We start from the raw sequence: 19,262 nt of genomic DNA, 5'->3' as shown, positions 1-19,262 counted from the left end.
TATATATTAAGAATGGTTAATACAACGGAGAAAGATTCGAATTATCAGGATTTGGACAAGATGTCTGTACATGAATTATTGACTAATATCAATAACGAGGATAAATCTGTGCCGCTAGCTGTTGAAAGGTCTATTCCTCAGATCGAAGCATTGGTTAAGGTTACTGTGGAGAAAATGAAGGCTGGTGGTCGGACTTTTTATATTGGAGCTGGTACAAGTGGTCGACTGGGAGTCTTAGATGCATCTGAATTGCCTCCGACTTATGGTGTGCCATTTGAGTGGATTATCGGGTTAATTGCAGGCGGGGATACTGCGATCCGCAAAGCCGTGGAATTTGCGGAAGATGATCTGGAACAGGCTTGGAAGGATATGGAAGCATATGATATAGACGAAAATGATGTCGTTATCGGTATTGCTGCGTCGGGTACCACACCTTATGTCATCGGTGGTCTGAAGACCGCAAACGAGAGGGGGCTGGTAACTGGATGTATTGTCTGTAACGGTGGTTCTCCGATTGCTGAAATTGCACAGTATCCTGTTGAGGTTATTGTGGGACCTGAATTTGTGACGGGTTCTACCCGTATGAAATCTGGTACCGCACAAAAGCTTGTATTAAATATGTTTAGCACGGCGGTCATGATTCAGCTTGGGCGTGTGAAGGGAAATAAAATGGTCGATATGCAACTATCAAACCATAAATTGGTCGGTCGTGGCGTACGGATCATCATGGATCAGACAGGAGCTACAGAAGAAGATGCGGCGGTTTTGCTGGAACAATTTGGCAATGTAAGGCAAGCGATCGAAGCTTATCAGGCGACACATTAAAATCATCAGCTATCAAATCACCTATTAAAAACAAACTATGTCACCAGTTATATTATTATCCTTTATTGTGATCTATTTTGCGGTCTTACTCGCAGTAGCGCACTTCACCTCAAAAGGATCTTCGGATAATTCCACCTTTTTTGTTGCCAACCGAAATTCGAAATGGTATATGGTGGCCTTTGGGATGATCGGTACCGCACTCTCCGGGGTGACCTTTATCTCGGTTCCGGGTGCTGTGGGGGCATCTGAATTCAGCTATTTTCAATTTGTTCTTGGAAATGCAGTTGGCTTCGTCATTATCGCTTATGTATTGCTTCCGTTGTACTATAGAATGAACCTGACCTCCATCTACACCTATCTGGAAGAACGTTTTGGACATACGACTTATAAAACCGGCGCGGCGATCTTCTTGGTTTCCCGTACCATCGGTTCGGCCTTTCGCTTATACCTGGTCGCAATTGTCTTGCAACACTTTATTTTTGATGCCTGGAATGTGCCTTTCGCGATTACAGTAGTGATCTGTCTGGTGCTTATCTGGCTATATACCAATAAGGGGGGCTTAAAGACGATTATTGTCACAGATACCCTACAGACTACCTTTTTAGTGACTGCCGTTATTCTGTCGATCTATTTTATGGCTAAGGGATTGGACTTCGGGATCGTAGATACATTCGAAGCGGTTAAAGAAAGCAGCTATTCCAAAATCTTCTTCTGGGATGATTTTGTGGGCAGTAAGGCCAATTTTTGGAAGCAATTCCTGGGCGGAATTTTTGTTACCATCGCCATGACAGGGCTTGATCAGGATCTGATGCAAAAGAATCTGTCAATGGGAACGATCAAAGAAGCGCAGAAGAATATGATTACATTCACAAGTGTATTTGTGGTGATCAATATTTTCTTTTTGGCTGTGGGCGCTTTATTATATATCTACGCCGCAAAAAATGGTATTGATGTCTCGCAATTAGCGACCCGTGATTACCTGTACCCGGAGATTGCGTTGAATCATCTTGCTATCGTTCCGGCGATCATCTTTATGATGGGACTGACAGCGGCAACTTTTGCAACAACCGATAGCGCGCTTACGGCGTTGACAACATCGTTCTGTGTGGATTTTCTGAACTTCAATAAAAAGGAAAATCCAAATGATCCTGCTCTTGTCAAACAGCGTAATTATGTCCACTTTGCTTTTTCGATTGTTATGTTGCTTGTTATTCTCGTATTTAAGCTTATCAATGATGATTCTGTAGTAAATGCAATATTTACTGCGGCAAGCTACACCTATGGGCCACTATTGGGGCTGTTTGTTTTCGGAATCTTCACAAAATCTGCTGTGCGGGATAAGGCGGTGCCTTATATCTGTGTGCTTTCGCCTACGGTATTGTATTTATTGAAAACTTATGTGATTGAAGTATATACACCTTATGTGATCGGGCTCGACTTGATTATCATCAATGGTTTTATCACTTTCTTGATGCTTTTGATCAGCTCTCCAGGTAAAGCGGACGAAAAGGCGCTTTCTCATAACTAAGCTGCTATATTTGATTTGTGCGTACAAAAAAATTAAGTTAAGTTTGAGATACTTAGTTTTTTTGTACGTATGTATCATAGCATAAATGAAACGACGGAGTTTATCCGTAGAAAAATTGGAGATTTTACTCCAGAATTCGGTATCATCCTTGGTACTGGTTTGGGTAAATTGGTTGATGAGATTGAAGTCGAGTATCAGCTGATGTATTCCAATATCCCTAACTTTCCCATCTCTACAGTCGAATTTCACTCCGGTAAATTGATTTTTGGAAAATTGAATGGTAGAAATGTGGTTGCCATGCAAGGAAGACTTCATTATTATGAAGGTTATGATATGCAGCAGATTACTTTTCCCATCCGGATCATGAAAGTGCTGGGTGTCAAAAAGCTCTTTGTGTCAAACGCTGCCGGATCGCTGAATCCGGAGGTCAGAAATGGAGATCTGGGTATTATTGAGGACCATATCAATCTGTTGCCCGATAATCCATTGCGTGGGCAGAACCTAGGTGAATTCGGACCTCGTTTTCCGGATATGAGCGAACCTTATAACCGTGCGATGATTGAACAGGCGCTTGAAATCGCGTCAAAGCACGGAATTACGGCACGAAAGGTTGTGTATGTCTCCTCGCAGGGACCAAATCTGGAAACAAAAGCTGAATACCGTTTCATGCGAATTATTGGGGGGGATGTAGTCGGTATGAGTACAGTACCAGAGGTAATTGTTGCCAATCATATGGCTCTTCCGGTGTTCGCGATTTCTGTTGTTACGGATGAGGGCTTTCACGATGTGTTAAAACCTGTCTCTTTGCAGGAAATCGTCGCTGTTGCAGAGAAAGCGGAACCTAAGATGACATTAATTTTGAAAGAATTGATAGCTTTGCAGTAAATTTAGACTATATACAATTTTAGATGAAGTTGATCGTACGCGTATTAGCCGCACTGTGTGTCTTACTTGTTTGTTCCATGGATGTTATTGCGCAAAGCAAGGAGGAGTGGAGCAGCGCATTGGATTCGGCGAGAGCCAAAGAAGATGGGAAAAAAGATTCGGTTATCCTGTCAGCAAAATATATTCGTTATGCGACATTGGATATGCTGAAAAAAGGAACTTATACAAGGCAAATAGATACTTCACACCGTAATTATCAATATTATAATCCCCAAAATACGCCCTGGAATCCCAGTATTAATCTAGGGTCTTATGGTCTTGCCACACGCGACTTATTATTTCAGCCCAAAAAGACAATCGGATTTCAGTCTGGATTCACGGCCTTGGAGCGTTATCTATTGAACCCGGATTCTGTTCAATATTTTAGGGCAAGGGCTCGCTATTCTGAACTGTCGGCTGTGGGATTCTTTTTCAATGATCAGGTCTTTCGGGCCCGGGTGGCGCAAAATATCAATTCGCAATGGAATATGAATGTTGATTTCCATTCAACGAAAACAGATGGATTTTATCTAGGTCAGAGCTATGCTGATTTGAAAGCATCTATTGCCTCTTGGTATGAGTCGAAAAATAACCGGTATAATCTCTTAATTAATGCTGTATTCAATCGTTTGGATGCAATGGAAAATGGATCTATCATCGAAGATCGGCCATTTGCTCCTGAAAATAGACAGGCTCCGGATCGGTTTATTCCTAAGTTTTATGACGCAGGTAGAACCGGGATACCACGATCAAAATGGTGGGATAATTCGCTGTTCCTGCGGCAGTCGCTCTATGTTGGTCGTATTGATACAGTAGATAAGGGGAAGCCTACCCAGCAGATTTATCCGACAAACAGTATGGCGCACAATACAAGGATCCGGAAGCAGACATATAACTTCTTTAAAAATATGAATGACCAAAATGCTGCGTTACCTTACAATAATCAGGCGTTAAGCTTGAATAATGATAAAACAGGCATTACTAACGTTTCAAATGAGTTTGAGTATAACTTTTTTCTTCGGGGCAAATCGATTTTTAAAAATGAAGCTAAGCTAAATCTGGCTTTCCAGCATGATATGAATTGGGTAGAGCAAAGTCAGGTAGACTCCCTGCGTTACTATACCAATCAGGCCGCTTACCCTGAGCCATTGAAAAAATTGCCGGATAGTACAACATTCGATCGTTTCTATCAGAATGGAATCGTTAAGGGGGAACTGGGCTACAAATTTTCGGATCGACTGGATTTTAGCCTGAAGGCCAATCAAATTGTTTTCGGACATAATATTGGTGATTTTCTCTATGAAGCAAAGGCGGATATTTCCATGGGAGATAAAATCGGAAAGGTGACGCTTTCGGCTTATTCACAAAATAAATCACCCGAGATGGTCTTCGAAAACCTGAATTATACCTATGCAAAATGGAATGATCTGGATCTAAAAAAGACTAAAATTCAGAATGTGGCCTTTCAATACCGCAACCCGACATTGGGGTTCAATGGAAAGGTCGAATATTTTCGGATGAATAATTATACTTATTTTGAGGAATTATCGAATCCACAGAATGACCGGAAGAAAGATAAGTGGATCAATCCTGCGCAATTGGATAACGCTAATTTGCTGAAGGTAAGTGTGGGGCAGAAGTTTAAGCTTAATCATTTTACACTGGATAATCTGGTGGTTTATCAAAAGACGGATCAGCAGAATATATTGGCGGTTCCCGAACTTTATACTTGGCACAGTCTTTACTACAGTAATCTCTTTTATAAAGTGATTGACTATAGTATTGGTATTGATGCTAAATTTAATACACCTTATGCCAATCCGAATTATTCGATAGGGACGGGACAGTTTTATAACGCTTATCAGCAGATCGAATTTTCGACTTATCCGATTATGGACTTATGGATCACGGCAAATATACAGCGGGTCAATATGTTTTTAAGTTATAATTTCCTAAACCAGAATTTTTATCCGAATGGCTATTATACTGTTAGACGTTATCCGATGAATACAGCAAACTTTAGATTTGGTATTTCGTGGAAGTTTTATGATTAATTTCTGTGAAAATTATATGGGTGTTTCTTAGCTTGTTGCGGTTTTTGATGTAGAAAATCTTCGAAAATAATTTTGAGAATAGAATTTTTAAGCTATATTTGCACACGCAATTAGGGAACGGCGTTCTTTAAAAAAGTATGGAGGCTTAGCTCAGCTGGTTCAGAGCATCTGCCTTACAAGCAGAGGGTCACTGGTTCGAATCCAGTAGCCTCCACCATACAAAGACGGAGAATTAGCTCAGCTGGTTCAGAGCATCTGCCTTACAAGCAGAGGGTCACTGGTTCGAATCCAGTATTCTCCACCAATCCAAAGCGGAGGCTTAGCTCAGCTGGTTCAGAGCATCTGCCTTACAAGCAGAGGGTCACTGGTTCGAATCCAGTAGCCTCCACAAAGCATCATCAAATGGTGCTTTTTTTTCGTTAGGGGATTTAGCTCAGCTGGTTTAGAGCACTACCTCGACAAGGTAGGGGTCACTGGTTCGAACCCAGTAATCCCCACAATAAAAAAAGCGTTCTTATGAACGCTTTTTTTATGCAATCTAAGGGATATTTTAAATGTCCATGTAAATGTCCTTTATTTTTTTAACACGTTGTCAGTTTCCTTTAACAACTGTTAATTGCTGGCTGGATTTGCCCGTTTCTTACCCAGCTTAAAGCCATACCCTGTTGTCCATTCGATAAAATCTGCTTTACCGCCATGTGCTTTAATGGAAACTCCAGCAAAGAAATCTTTGTACACTTTATAGCGTACACCTGCCCTTAGATAGACAGGTGTGCTTTCACCATTGAATTTATTACGGTGTAAATATACACCGACATTTCCATTGATATATAGTCTGGAATTTAACACATGGTCAATGTAGAACGCAGGGCCATAGGAAAACAATGCTCCAAAGCTCCTTGCTTTGTCACCGGCGACTTTCTCGTCGTTTCCGCTTGCTGAATAAAAAGCATCCATTCCAGCGCCAAGACGCCATTTGTATCCCAAATGCCTGCTATAATAAGCTCCCAAGGTTGATTTAAAATATTGACTGTCATGCTCCCGATCGATCTGTTTGAATCCAAAAGCGTAATTGAAATGTAGTTCTTCTGTTTCTTCCATTTTTGGAACGTTAGTTTTTCTGTAGTCGAAAGGCCTGCTTGTTGGTGTATACGAAACAGAAAGACTTAAAGGGAGCAGGTTTATGCCTGTATTCGGCAGTGCTAGGGCGCCATTGCTGAAATGATGGAACGCAATACCTGCACCAACTTGGAATTTTTGACTTAGACGGTAATTGGCCTGAAGTCCTAAGTCAATAAATACATTGTTTTTACTTCCTATTAATAGATTGAAAGGGTTGTCCTCTTCATTATATGGATTGAACCGTCCGGAGAGGCCTAGTGCGATCCGATAGTTGAAGTTCCACTTGCTATTGACTTTCGGTTTTATAGGGATCGCGACAAAGCCATAGAATGCGAAAGGCCGGCCAAGATGTTCCTGGCCAAAAGTACTGCTATAAATTCCTACCCCATAAATGGGGTAATTGTATATCTCGTTGTAAATGCTCTTCAATGAATCTTGGAACTGTGTCTGGAAGCCAACCCGAAAGTTAAGTCCACTATAGTAAGAATCTGCAAGGGTCTCTTTGGAGCGTTCATTGAATTTGAGTTCACCACCACTCTCGTGTTCAAGCTGAAATATTAGTCTAGTTTTTGCCGGTGTACGGCTATTTAATGTGTCTTTCTGATTTTCTATTCTGGGGGTGACCTGCGCATTTGTACGAAAGGAAAGAAGCGCGAAGATCACAAAAACAAGTATGCTTGATCTCATGAATTAAAACGTTAGCGTTTTTTAAAATTTTTGCAAAAGTAAGAATGATAAATCATTGTAGCAATTTTCCTTTAACAGTTGGTTAAATTACGAGGCATAAATTGACGCTTCTCAGCGACAAAGAAACATGTACAACAACAGCGGAGCGTAATAATTGTTTTTATATGTTCGTGATTATATTGCATATCCACAGCAATTTATCTAAGTTTGAGTTGAAAAGAAAAAGGAAATATGATTAAAAATCTATTTAAAATTACCGCTGTAACGTTTGCTCTAACAACAGCGGCGGGAGCTCTGTTTGCCCAAAATGCCAAATTTGAATGGAAAGAAGCTTCTGAGGGTGGGTACGCCTACAAGTATGTGACCAATGACCCCACTCATTCAAGATTCTATAAACTTAAAAATGGCCTAACCGTTATTCTAAGTCCGACTAAAAAGGAACCACGTATCCAGACCTACATCGCTACAAAAGCAGGAAGTAAAACCGATCCGAAGGACCATACTGGTTTGGCGCATTATCTGGAGCACATGCTCTTCAAGGGGACGGATAAATTTGGATCCAAAGATTGGGCGAAAGAAAAGCCTTTATTGGATCAGATTGACGAACTCTATGAAAAGTACAACGGTACGACTGATGAGACACAGCGGAAAGCAATATACAAGGAAATTGACCGTGTGTCCGGTGAAGCTGCAAAGTATGCAATCGCAAATGAGTACGATAAGCTGATGGCATCCATGGGGGCCGAAGGAACTAATGCGTTTACCTCATTTGAACAGACGGTATACCAGGAGCAGATTCCAAGTAATGTAATGGATAAATATCTTGCTGTACAGGCTGAACGTTTTAGAAACCCGATACTGCGTCTGTTCCATACGGAGCTCGAGGCAGTATATGAAGAGAAAAATATCGGATTGGATAAAGATAGCCGAAAGGCTGTTGAGGCTATGTTTGAAGCCGCATTCCCAAATAATAACTACGGAAAGCAGACTACCATCGGTACTGTGGAGCATCTGAAAAACCCCTCATTAAAAGCAATCCGTGAATATTTTAATACCTATTATGTGCCCAATAATATGGGGGTGATCATGTCCGGTGATTTTGAGCCTACAGAGGTCGTCAAAAAGGTCGATAAGAGTTTTGCTTTTATGCAGCCAAAAGAAATACCGCCATATACTTTTGATCCTGAGAAACCTATTTTAAGCCCGATTGTTCGCGAGGTCAAAGGGCCGGATGCGGAATTTATGTTTATGGGATTCCGTTTCCCCGGGGCGGCGACCAAGGATGCACAGCTATTAAATCTGATGAGTCAGATTCTGACGAACGGTTCCGCCGGTCTGATCGATCTGGATTTGGTAAAGAACCAGAAATTATTGGGCGCGGGAGCCTTTCCTTATGTATTAAAAGATTATTCCTTATTGATCCTTCAGGGGAATCCAAGTCAGGGACAGCGCCTGGAGGAGGTGCAGCAGTTATTGCTTAAAGAACTGGACAAATTGCGAAAAGGTGAGTTTTCGGATGACCTGATAGGTGCGATTGTCAATAATGCGAAAAAAGATGAGATCAAACAGCATGAAAGTTACGGTGAACGTGCTGAAGCTTTGATGGATGCTTTCACATCAGGTCAGGACTGGGCGTCGGTAGTTAGTTATTCTGACGGACTAAATAAGATTACAAAACAGGATATCGTCGATTTTGCCAATAAATATCTAAACGATAATAATTATGTTGTTGTTTATAAACGCAAAGGGGTAGACAATAATGTCGTTAAGGTTGTGAAGCCGGAAATTACACCAGTCACTGTCAATCGTGACGATCAATCTGATTTTCTGAAGGCAGTGGAAGCAATGCCTGAGGATAAAATCCAGCCGGTATGGGTAGACTATAATAAAGATGTTCAGAAAGCTACCGCAAATGACTTGCCTGTGCTTGCGGTGAAGAATAATGATAACGAACTATTCTCGCTGTCCTATCGTTTTGATGTAGGTAAATGGAATAATAAATTACTTTCGCTGGCAGCAGGTTACCTGGAGTTTTTGGGTACAAAAGATAAATCCAGTGAGCAATTCAGTAAGGATTTTTATCAATTGGCGTCTGATTTTTCAGTGTCTGCCGGAAACGAGGAGACATTGGTTTCAATTTCGGGTTTAAACTCGAATTTTATCGCTACACAATCTTTAATTCAGGACTTATTGCGCAATTGTGTTTCTGATCAGGAAGCTTTCAAAATGTATATTACGCGTCTTAAGAAGTCCAGAGCCAATGCAAAGGAAAATAAAGGGGCTATCATGGAGGGGTTAAAATCGTATGCAAAATACGGAGCCAAAAATCCGTTCAATAATGTGTTTACAGATGCGGAACTGGATGCGTTGAAGGCGGAAGATTTGGTGAACGCACTGCATGATCTGGCCAATATGAAGCACACCATGCTTTATTTCGGGCCGTTGAGCGCCAGTGAATTTGTAGCAAAGGCAAAACCATTGAAACAGGGCACGGGTGACTACGTGAAGGGTGCAAAAGGTTTGGTGTTTACTGAGCTGCCAACGACTAAAAATCAGGTGCTATTTGCCGATTTTGATATGAAGCAAGCCGAAGTATTCTGGTATAGAACATCCGGCCAGTATTCGAACCCATTAACACCAACAGTGTCGTTGTTCAATAATTATTTTGGAGGTGGCATGGGAAGTATTGTCTTTCAGACCATTCGTGAATCAAAAGCGCTGGCCTATTCTACTTCCGCATTCTATGGACAGCCCTATAAAAAAGAAAATCATTATACAGTAGGTGCTTATGTAGGGACACAGGCCGATAAATTCAATGAAGCGATCAAAGGTATGAATGAATTATTGGATGTGCTGCCTGAAAGTGCGAAAGGGCTGGATATTGCTAAAGTGAGTTTACAGAAGTCCATCGCCAGTGAGCGGGTGCTGAACGCATCTATTTTAAGTAGCTATCTGGCGGCTCAACGCTTGGGTAATACAACTGATATCCGTAAAGCTGTCTATGAACAGGCGCCTAAGCTGACTTACGGCGACTTAAGTATGTTCCACAAGAATGAAATGAGCCAAAAACCTTACGTATACTGTATTGTAGCGAAAGAAGATAGCCTTAAATCGGAAGATCTTGCCAAATTGGGCGAAGTAAAAAAACTTGACTTAAAAGAATTGTTTGGGTATTAGTTTTTTTAGGTATTCCTATTTTAGATAGGGGATTTGAAGCCTTCGCTGTGTCGAAGGCTTCTTTTTTTGCGATTCGGTTACCTGTATATTCTTGTCTTGGCAGATGATCCGAATTGTTGCATGTAAGATATATGAAAAGCTCCAATGTGCCTGTTGGGGTACTCTCCACGGCGAATACCTGCAATGATGGATTAAAACCGTATAATTTCCTCAATCTGTTCGTTGATAAACTGGAGTGTGTCTTCTTTAAATAATTCCCCGTTTTCGTTCAGTTCCTGCTGCACATTGGGGAGGAATATCTTGAGCGGGAGGACATGCATTCTGAGGTAGTGACATATTCCGGTGAGATGATCTATCCCGCGTAGGTTGCCATATCTTCCGGAAGATAATCCTACCAACGCAACTTTTTTGTGGTAAAAACTGATCGGGAAAGTGCAGCAGTCAATAAAAAGTTTGAGCGCACCGGGGATGCTTCCGTTGTATTCAGGGGCGACAAAAATAAACATATCGGCTTGGCTGACCTTTTGCTGGATCGGTTCAAAAGCGGAACTTCTTTTTCCGTAAAGGTCTGTTTCTAAAATATTTGCAGGGAGATCTGATAGCGAAAGGATCTCGTTTTCAACGGATTTACGATGAAGTAGCCGTTGGTAGCATTTTGCTATTTTTAACGTCTTACTATGAGGACGGTTTGTTCCGGATATTATTAAAATCATTGTGTTGTTGATACTTATAAAAAGCACTATTTCAAAGTGGATACATATCTTGATTTTTTGTATCTTAGCATCCTGAGGATATGTGCTTTTGATCAATCAAAAGTACGAAATATGCTGAATTTGTTAGGCTAATTTAAATTTAGCGTAAATATTTGGACAAATTGATCTTCAGGAAAGTGAAATGTAGTGTAAAATGACATTTTAATAAAGAAAGGTTTTCATTCAAGATGGGAAAAGTAATCGCAATCGCAAACCAAAAGGGTGGGGTCGGAAAAACCACAACGTCAATTAACTTGGCGGCTAGTTTGGCGGTTTTAGAATATAAAACATTGTTGGTGGATGCGGATCCTCAAGCAAACTCTACTTCTGGGATTGGTTTTGACCCTCGTACGATCAATGAAAGTATATATGAATGTTTGGTCAATGATCTGAACCCAAGAGACGCTATTCAGTCTACTGAAACGCCTAATCTTGATCTTTTACCGGCTCATATTGACCTGGTAGGTGCGGAGATTGAAATGATCAATATGCACGAGCGGGAGTACAAGATGAAAAAGATCTTGGATCAGGTAAAAAATGATTATGATTTTGTTATCATTGACTGTTCACCTTCATTGGGATTAATTACCATTAATGCCCTGTCAGCATCCGATTCAGTAATCATACCGGTTCAATGTGAGTATTTTGCATTGGAGGGGCTGGGAAAATTGCTGAACACAATTAAAATTGTTCAGAACCGTTTAAATACTAGTTTGGAGATTGAGGGTATTTTATTGACGATGTATGATGTGCGTTTAAGGCTTTCCAATCAAGTTGTTGAAGAAGTGAAAACACATTTTACGGATTTAGTTTTTGATACCATCATTCAACGTAATACCCGTTTAAGTGAAGCTCCTAGTTTCGGTATTTCTGTTATCATGCACGACGCTTCCTGTAAAGGTGCGATCAACTATTTGAATCTGGCGCGTGAAATATTGCAGAAAAACGGGCATTTTAATGAAATGAATACAACAGTAACCGCATAATATGGCAGCACATCAGCGTAAAACAGGACTGGGAAGAGGTTTAGGTGCGCTATTAAACGATAGTGTAGAAGCTCCTGCTAAAAATAATCAGCAAGTAGAGGAGGCTCCTCTAGTGACGCCCTCTACAGCAAATACAACAAAAGAAAATGGCAGTATCAGCCACGTCCGGGTAGAGGAGATATCGGTGAACCCGTTTCAACCTCGTACGGAATTTGACCCGGTCGCGTTACAGGAATTAGCTGAATCCATTACCTTACAAGGGTTAATCCAGCCGATTACCGTACGAAAGATTTCGGACGGAAACTACCAGTTGATCTCTGGGGAACGGCGTCTTCGGGCTTCAAGACTGGCGGGCATAACTGAGATTCCTGCCTATATCCGTACGGCCAATGATCAGCAGATGTTGGAAATGGCTTTGATCGAGAACATCCAACGTGAAAACTTAAATGCTATCGAAGTGGCTTTAAGCTTCCAGCGCATGATCGAGGAATGTAATTTGAAGCAGGAGGAATTGGGCGAGCGTGTCAGCAAAAACCGCTCGACAGTAACGAATTATTTGCGCTTATTAAAACTTCCACCGGTCATTCAAGCTGCCATACGTGATGGCGCTCTGACTATGGGGCATGCACGCGCGTTGATCAATATTGCAGAAGTAGATAAGCAGCTCTATATCTTTAAATTGATCATCGACCAAGGTCTTTCGGTTAGAAAAGCTGAAGAGCTGGTACGTGAGCTTCAAAAAGGGGGCAAGAAAAAAGCGGGTAAGGACAAAACTCCAATGTCCTTTCAGTTACAGAAAATTGAAGATGATCTGGCTTCGAAATTTTCGTCAAGAGTCAAATTGAATTTAAAGAGCACCAAAGGCAAGGGGGCTATTGAGATTCCTTTTGAATCCGAGGACGACCTGAGCCGTATTCTTGAACTTTTAGATTGGTAATATGACCAAGTTAATAAGTTTGTTCTTTGCCTTATTTGCTGTACTCATCGTGCATGGACAGACTGTCGATACAATTTCCAAAAAACCGGTTCAAACGCTCAAAACAGAAAGTTTGAAACCAAAGTCAGCGCAGGATACAGTAAAAAAGGAATCCCGAAAAGAACGTAAAAAACGTGAAAAGGAGGAAGCCAAAGCGAAGGAGAAGGTCGTATTTAAAGATTCTACGCGTTTAGCGATTGAAGCAAAGAATAAACAGGCCTGGAAGCGTTCTTTGGTACTTCCCGGTTGGGGGCAGTATACTAATGGTGGTGTATGGTGGATAAAAGTTCCTGCGATCTATGGCGGATTGGCGACTACAGTGCTCGTCTTCGATTTTAATAATAGATATTACAAAGAACTTCTGGGGGTGCTAAAAGCGAGGGAAGACGGATCGCCGGAGGATCCCTTTTATCAGGAACGCCCAACAGAAACAATTATTCGTGCAAAGGATAATGCAAGGCGAGACCGGGATCTGATGGTATTACTTACTCTCGGTGTGTATGGATTGAACGTCGCCGAAGCTTATATCGATTCGATGCTAAAATATCGCTGGAGCATCGGCGATGATAAGCCCAAAAAGACGGCTTTTTCCATTGGACCTACATTAATGGATGCGAGTCTTGCATCTGGTTCGTTTACTTTTAAACCTACTGTTGGATTAAAGTTGTCCATGAAATTCAATTAAAACTTCGGGCCACAGTCCGTATGAAGTGCCGTTGGATGGCAATTTAAAGTCTTTATTGGTCTTTGAATAGGGACACTTTTAATAAAAAATCGTTGTTAACCACGGTTTTGTGTCTGTTTTTCACTGGAATTTTTTAATTTTAAAAATAAACTATACTTTATTTTCTAGATATATGAACATCATTCTCTTGGGATATGGCAAAATGGGGCAGATTATCGAAAGGTATGCACTGAAAAGAGGCCATCAGATTTTTTTAGTTGTGGATGAAAATAATCGTCCCAGCCTGACAGTTGATGATATTAAGGGAGCTGATGTAGCGATCGACTTTAGTGTGCCATCTGCTGCTCTGGATAATATGAATCTTTGTCTGGAAGCTGGTGTGCCGATTGTCGTAGGGACAACGGGCTGGTACGATCAACTGGAAAGTGTCAGAGAAAAATGTTTGGACTTAGATGGAACTATTTTATATGGTTCAAATTTTTCGATCGGCGTGAATGTATTTTTCCATATTAACCGTATGTTGGCACAGGCTTTACAGCCTTATAAACAATATGATGTTCAGGTTGAAGAAATTCACCATATCCACAAATTGGATGCACCGAGTGGTACAGCGATAACCATAGCAGAAGGTATCTTGGACCACAGTGATGTGAAGACAAACTGGGTCAACACCGTTGTGGGGGAGCAGGATGAAATTATTCCTAAACCACAAGAACTTCTCATAGAGAGCCATCGCATTGAAGAAGTCCCGGGTACACATACCGTATTGTACAGTTCCGAAGTAGATCAAATAGAATTTAAGCACACTGCACATAGCCGTGACGGCTTTGCTTTGGGAGCAGTAGTTGCTGCTGAGTGGCTGAACGGTAAAAAGGGATTTTATCAAGTGACGGAAATTTTCGATTTTAATAAATAGTACTAATTAATAGATTATGTGGTTAATTATCTTTGCGGTTTTAACGGCAATAGCAGGACATGGATTGTGGCAATTGTTTGTTAAAGCTGGCAGAAAAGGCTGGGAAGCAATCGTACCTTTTTATAGTCAATATATTCAAGCCAAATTAACGGGGCGCCCAACCTGGTGGGTGATCTTATTGCTGATTCCGATTGTTAATATTTTTGTTTTCTATAACCTGTACCTCGACTTTATCCATTGTTTTGGCAAGCGTCGTTTTTGGGAAAATGCGGCAGCTGTTTTGGTGCCGTTTATTGTACTGCCAATGTGGGCAAAAGATAATAACGTACGTTTTCTAAATGGCTTGTATGCGAAAAATCTGAAGACCGCCGCACAGGAAGGTGTTGAATTGACTGAGGAAAAGCGCGCAGAAATTGAGCAGGAGTCCTATAGGGAATACAAGATTAAATATCCGTATAAAAAATCTATGGTACGTGAATGGGCTGACGCCATTGTGTTTGCAACTGTTGCCGCATCGCTTATTCGTGGATTTTTAATTGAAGCTTACATGATCCCTACCGGATCAATGGAACGTACTTTATTGATCGGTGATTTTCTATTTGTGAGTAAATTGAACTACGGACCTCGTGTACCTAATACGCCAATAGCATTTCCTTTTGCGCATCATACCATGCCAATAACTGGCGGTAAAGCCTACTCTGAGCTTATCGAGCTGCCTTACAAACGTCTGCCGGGTTTTCAAAAGATCGAACGAAATGATGTTGTTGTCTTTAATTTCCCTGCAGGGGACACAGTGGCCTTGGAAAATCAGAATGCCAGTTACTATGACCTGGTAAGGGCATATGGCTGGCAAACAGTTAATGCGCAATTCACCGTTCAGGCCCGCCCAATAGATAAACGTGAAAATTATATCAAACGTTGTGTGGGTTTGCCGGGAGATAAGATCTCAATGAAGGATGCAAAGCTCTTTGTCAATGACCAACCTGGATTTGATCCGCCTGAAAGTCAATTGGATTATCTGGTGCTGACCGACGGAACTCCATTGAACATGGATCGTCTACGGGAATTGAGAATAGAGGCCGTAGGCTCGGATCAACAGCCCGGGGTTTATCAACTGTTTATGACAAAGGACGAGCTGGCGTTGGTGAAATCCTGGTCAAATGTAAAAGAAATCAGAAGAAGTCCAGTTGGGGAAGGTGCCTATCCATATGATCCTCAGTATAAGTGGGATTTTGATAACTTCGGTCCAATACTCATTCCTAAAAAAGGCTGGACGGTTGCACTGAACGCGCAAACACTACCAATTTATGAACGTGCAATTCACGTTTATGAAAATAATAAATTGGAGAAACGGGCTGACGGGATTTATATCAATGATGTCAAAGCGGATAGCTACACTTTTAAAATGGATTATTTCTGGATGATGGGGGATAACCGCCACAATTCTCTGGATTCAAGAGGATGGGGCTTTGTTCCTGAAGACCATATCGTGGGTAAGGCATTATTCACCTGGATGAGCTGGGATGAAATCGGTTCGGGCTTTTCTAAGATTCGCTGGAACCGTATATTTAAGGGAATTCATTAATCCTTTCATAAGAAGTTTATCTTCTTTTGATGGTGGATTTAAAACAAATAGAAAAAGGCTTTCTTCCTGCAAGAAAGCCTTTTTCTATTTGTTTTTTCCTTATTCTGGAACGCCTCTTTAGTCTTGTTTTTTGCGAGGAGATGCAACTGTGGCTTACGGTACCCGGCTGTTTGGACAAAATCCTGGCGCTGACCGGCACGCTTCCTCCAGTAGAGATGTACTTATTCATCAGGTACCTTTAGCGACATGTACTTTAGCTGTGCTTAAACAGTGTAGCCAGCCTTCCTCGTATCGTTTATTTTAAGCAGGCCAGATAGCGTTTGATTGTTTCTTCAAGTCCGAGGTATAGCGCGTCTGAAATTAAGGCATGGCCAATGCTGACTTCCAGTAACTCGGGTATATGCTGATTAAAATACTGGAGGTTGTTTAAATCCAGGTCATGACCGGCATTCAGACCTAATCCAACTTTACGTGCTTTCAGTGCAGCTCTGAAATAGGGGCTGATGGCGGCATCTTTATCAAAACCATATTCGCTGGCGAAGCCTTCTGTGTATAATTCGATACGATCCGTACCTGTTTCAGCTGCTGCCTCGACCATCTCCTCAACTGGGTCCACAAAGATAGAAACACGTATACCGGCATCTTTGAACAATTGGCACATATCCTTTAAGTAGGCTTTGTTTTTGATCGTATCCCAACCATGATTGGAGGTCAACTGTCCTTCAGCATCCGGCACCAAGGTGACTTGTGCGGGCTTATTGGCGAGGACAAGATCAATGAATTTCTGTTCCTGGCAATTGCCTTCGATATTGAGTTCAGTCTGAATTTCAGCTTTTAAGTCAAATACATCCTGATAGCGGATATGCCTTTCGTCCGGTCTTGGGTGGATAGTGATGCCCTGCGCTCCAAAACGTTCGCAGGCTAATGCAGCAGCCACAAGATTAGGATTATTGCCTCCTCTTGAATTTCTGAGTGTTGCGATTTTATTGATATTTACTGAAAGTCTAGTCATTTTTACTATATGTTATAGGGTAAAAATACGAATAATATCTATTTTTTTTTAACTTGCATATATGGATGGAATCGATTATAGCTTGTTTAGTGGCTTTCGCCTATTGGACGTTATCGATATTATATTGGTGGCGATTATTATCTACTATATCTATAGTCTGATTCGGGGTACCATTGCGGTGAATATTTTGATCGGGGTGGCCTTATTTTATGGGGTTTATATTGTCGTCAAACAGATGCACATGCGTCTATTGACCGAGATATTCGGGGGATTTATATCTGTAGGTTCCATTGCGCTTATCGTGGTATTCCAGCAGGAAATCAGGCGCTTTTTGCTCCATGTGGGCAAGAATATATCGATGAAACGAAAGAAGGTTTTCTGGTCTTTTTTAGGAAATAAAAAAGCTATACAGAAGGATCTGACCGAGGATTTAAGGCCGGTTGTGGAGGCTTGTAGAAGCATGTCGCGTACACGCACTGGGGCGCTATTGGTTTTCTCAAAATATTTTGATGAGGAATATTACCAGAGCAGCGGCGAATATATTGACGCTCATATTTCGAAACGATTAATCGAGAGCATCTTCCATAAAAATAGCCCCTTGCATGATGGCGCAGTAGTGATTGTCGATTTTAAAATTATGACGGCTTCCTGTGTATTGCCACTTTCGGATAGTGAGGATTTACCGCTACAATTTGGGTTGCGGCATCGTGCGGCGATCGGGGTGACAGAAATTTCCGACGCCATAGCGGTCATTGTCTCCGAAGAAACCGGAGAGATATCTTTTGCAAAGGACGGCAATGTGAATATGAATGTTTCGCCTGAGGAATTGGAACAACTGCTGAAAGATGAGTTATAAAAATGAAGTTGGCCAAGAGTAAAGCGAACTTGCTGCCGATTGAATAAAGGGAGAGGCTGGGGGACACGAATGAAATTAACAAAAAGCGGGGGTATCCAATCTTTTGGATACCCCCGCTTTGCTTCTGGTTATCACTGCTTTATTTTTTTGCCGCATTGATAATCTGCGTATTCAATTTGATGTATTCGCTATTTTTACCCTCCGTAGCGACTTCAACTCCTTTCGTAGCCGTTTCTATGGCACCTTTCTTATCGCCGGCTTTGAGCTGCGCTTTCGCCTTCCAGTACAATACATGGGCTGCTTTAGGCTGTGCTTTCGCGGCTTCGTCAAACCAAGCTAATGCTTTCTTCTCGTCTATATTATTGTTGAAATAATACTGGGCAGCAGCGAAATAAGGTTTTTTCTCACCTTTCATTGCTTCCTCTATGGAGGCGATGATTTTTGCCTGTTGATTGACTTTAAGCGCTACTTTTATTGCTGTTTTCTCCCATGCAAGACTTAATATGGCATCTGTTGGTGTGACATTGTCGAAAGAGATCGTAAATGTTTCAACCGGACTACTTAAATTCTGTGGCTTAACATTGAAACGAAGTGCATCTTCGGCCTGATTATAAGTGTAGGCACCCCATTGTTTGATATTCTTGCTGATAATTACAGTCCACTCGTTCTTGTTAGGGATGGTGAATAATGCATAGGTTCCTGCAGCGAGTTTATTTCCGTTGATTGTAACATCACCTTCGAAGGTCAAGGTTGTATTGGTATTGGCACCCGTACGCCATACCTCATTGTAAGGTACAAGGTCACCAAAGATCTTACGGCCGTTCATGCTCGGACGGCTGTAGTTGAGGGTTACATTTTCAATCCCTAATCCCTGTGTAACTGTTTGGGCACTACTTGCTGCCGGAAATTTTAACTGGGCATAGGATTCATTGGCAGTAAACATTAAAGCTGCTGCAAATGCAATGGCAAAGAATTTCTTTTTCATTTGTTCGATAATTTCTTTTTGGGCCAATTAGCCCGGTGATTTATGAATATAGAATTTTGCTAATTAATGGCTAATGCTTTTCTAATTCATATAAAGCATGTCGCATAATCTGTAATCGAGTAAATCCGTGCTGCAACTGAACTTGGATTTATCTTTTAAAAATAGGAAGAATTTCACAAAAAAGGGCATCTA

15 protein-coding genes and 4 tRNA genes are annotated in these 19,262 nt (G+C 41.4%); 15 read left to right on the top strand and 4 right to left on the bottom strand.

Translation table 11 applies throughout. The features are described from left to right. The first annotated feature begins 12 nt into the window (after positions 1-12). From murQ to G6053_RS28570, 8 genes are all read left to right on the top strand, one after another. Positions 13-825, top strand: coding sequence for an N-acetylmuramic acid 6-phosphate etherase (murQ, locus tag G6053_RS28605; RefSeq protein ID WP_108634754.1), 813 nt, complete (start codon positions 13-15; stop codon positions 823-825). A gap of 37 nt (positions 826-862) precedes the next feature. Beyond that, positions 863-2,353, top strand: coding sequence for a sodium:solute symporter (locus tag G6053_RS28600; protein ID WP_165309297.1), 1,491 nt, complete (start codon positions 863-865; stop codon positions 2,351-2,353). Positions 2,354-2,422: 69 nt separating this feature from the next. Beyond that, positions 2,423-3,238 carry a purine-nucleoside phosphorylase gene (locus G6053_RS28595; protein ID WP_165309296.1) on the top strand — a complete coding sequence of 272 codons (816 nt, stop codon included), beginning with the start codon at positions 2,423-2,425 and terminating at the stop codon, positions 3,236-3,238. A 23-nt stretch (positions 3,239-3,261) separates the two neighbouring features. After that, positions 3,262-5,331: a putative porin gene (locus G6053_RS28590; protein WP_108634757.1), complete on the top strand. Its 2,070-nt coding sequence runs from the start codon at positions 3,262-3,264 to the stop codon at positions 5,329-5,331. 139 nt (positions 5,332-5,470) lie between these two features. Beyond that, positions 5,471-5,548 (top strand) — tRNA-Val (locus G6053_RS28585). 9 nt (positions 5,549-5,557) lie between these two features. Continuing rightward, a tRNA-Val gene (locus tag G6053_RS28580) sits at positions 5,558-5,635 on the top strand. Positions 5,636-5,644: 9 nt separating this feature from the next. After that, positions 5,645-5,719 (top strand) — tRNA-Val (locus G6053_RS28575). 34 nt (positions 5,720-5,753) lie between these two features. Beyond that, a tRNA-Val gene (locus tag G6053_RS28570) sits at positions 5,754-5,828 on the top strand. A gap of 115 nt (positions 5,829-5,943) precedes the next feature. Here G6053_RS28570 and G6053_RS28565 read toward each other — a convergent pair. Further along, on the bottom strand, positions 5,944-7,140 hold the full coding sequence (locus tag G6053_RS28565; RefSeq protein WP_165309295.1) for an acyloxyacyl hydrolase: 1,197 nt from the start codon (positions 7,138-7,140) through the stop codon (positions 5,944-5,946). Between the two features lie 231 nt (positions 7,141-7,371). On the opposite strand from G6053_RS28565, the gene G6053_RS28560 reads away from it, so the two are divergent. Then, positions 7,372-10,317, top strand: coding sequence for a M16 family metallopeptidase (locus G6053_RS28560; protein ID WP_165309294.1), 2,946 nt, complete (start codon positions 7,372-7,374; stop codon positions 10,315-10,317). A 191-nt stretch (positions 10,318-10,508) separates the two neighbouring features. Here G6053_RS28560 and G6053_RS28555 read toward each other — a convergent pair whose 3' ends face one another. After that, positions 10,509-11,030 carry an NAD(P)H-dependent oxidoreductase gene (locus tag G6053_RS28555; RefSeq protein ID WP_108634760.1) on the bottom strand — a complete coding sequence of 174 codons (522 nt, stop codon included), beginning with the start codon at positions 11,028-11,030 and terminating at the stop codon, positions 10,509-10,511. A gap of 227 nt (positions 11,031-11,257) precedes the next feature. Between G6053_RS28555 and G6053_RS28550 the strand changes: the two genes are divergently transcribed. The 5 genes from G6053_RS28550 to lepB all read left to right on the top strand — a co-directional run bounded on the left by G6053_RS28550 (position 11,258) and on the right by lepB (position 16,217). Next, positions 11,258-12,055 (top strand): AAA family ATPase, encoded by a 798-nt coding sequence (locus G6053_RS28550; protein WP_108634761.1) that lies wholly within the window; start codon positions 11,258-11,260, stop codon positions 12,053-12,055. Between the two features lies 1 nt (position 12,056). After that, positions 12,057-12,992, top strand: a complete 936-nt coding sequence (locus G6053_RS28545; RefSeq protein WP_165309293.1) for a ParB/RepB/Spo0J family partition protein — start codon at positions 12,057-12,059, stop codon at positions 12,990-12,992. A 1-nt stretch (position 12,993) separates the two neighbouring features. Next, a complete protein-coding gene (locus tag G6053_RS28540) occupies positions 12,994-13,716 on the top strand; it encodes a DUF5683 domain-containing protein (RefSeq protein WP_165309292.1) in 723 nt (240 codons plus the stop codon). A 172-nt stretch (positions 13,717-13,888) separates the two neighbouring features. Then, positions 13,889-14,632: a 4-hydroxy-tetrahydrodipicolinate reductase gene (gene dapB, locus G6053_RS28535; RefSeq protein WP_108634764.1), complete on the top strand. Its 744-nt coding sequence runs from the start codon at positions 13,889-13,891 to the stop codon at positions 14,630-14,632. Positions 14,633-14,648: 16 nt separating this feature from the next. Beyond that, the gene (lepB, locus tag G6053_RS28530) at positions 14,649-16,217 is read left to right on the top strand and encodes a signal peptidase I (protein WP_165309291.1); all 1,569 of its coding nucleotides are present in this window, start codon (positions 14,649-14,651) and stop codon (positions 16,215-16,217) included. Between the two features lie 295 nt (positions 16,218-16,512). Here lepB and G6053_RS28525 read toward each other — a convergent pair whose 3' ends face one another. Then, complete coding sequence (locus G6053_RS28525) at positions 16,513-17,229, bottom strand: pyridoxine 5'-phosphate synthase (RefSeq protein WP_165309290.1); 717 nt, start codon at positions 17,227-17,229, stop codon at positions 16,513-16,515. 61 nt (positions 17,230-17,290) lie between these two features. Between G6053_RS28525 and cdaA the strand changes: the two genes are divergently transcribed. Beyond that, on the top strand, positions 17,291-18,085 hold the full coding sequence (gene cdaA / locus G6053_RS28520) for a diadenylate cyclase CdaA (protein WP_181390572.1): 795 nt from the start codon (positions 17,291-17,293) through the stop codon (positions 18,083-18,085). A 139-nt stretch (positions 18,086-18,224) separates the two neighbouring features. On the opposite strand, the gene G6053_RS28515 is transcribed toward cdaA, so the two are convergent. Beyond that, entirely contained in the window at positions 18,225-19,070 is an 846-nt protein-coding gene (locus G6053_RS28515; protein WP_165309289.1) for a DUF2911 domain-containing protein, read from the bottom strand. Positions 19,071-19,262 lie beyond the last annotated feature (192 nt).

Origin of the sequence: Sphingobacterium sp. DR205 (assembly GCF_011064245.1) — a bacterium.
Taxonomy (GTDB): domain Bacteria; phylum Bacteroidota; class Bacteroidia; order Sphingobacteriales; family Sphingobacteriaceae; genus Sphingobacterium; species Sphingobacterium athyrii.
This window is presented reverse-complemented; position numbering and strand designations above follow the sequence as displayed.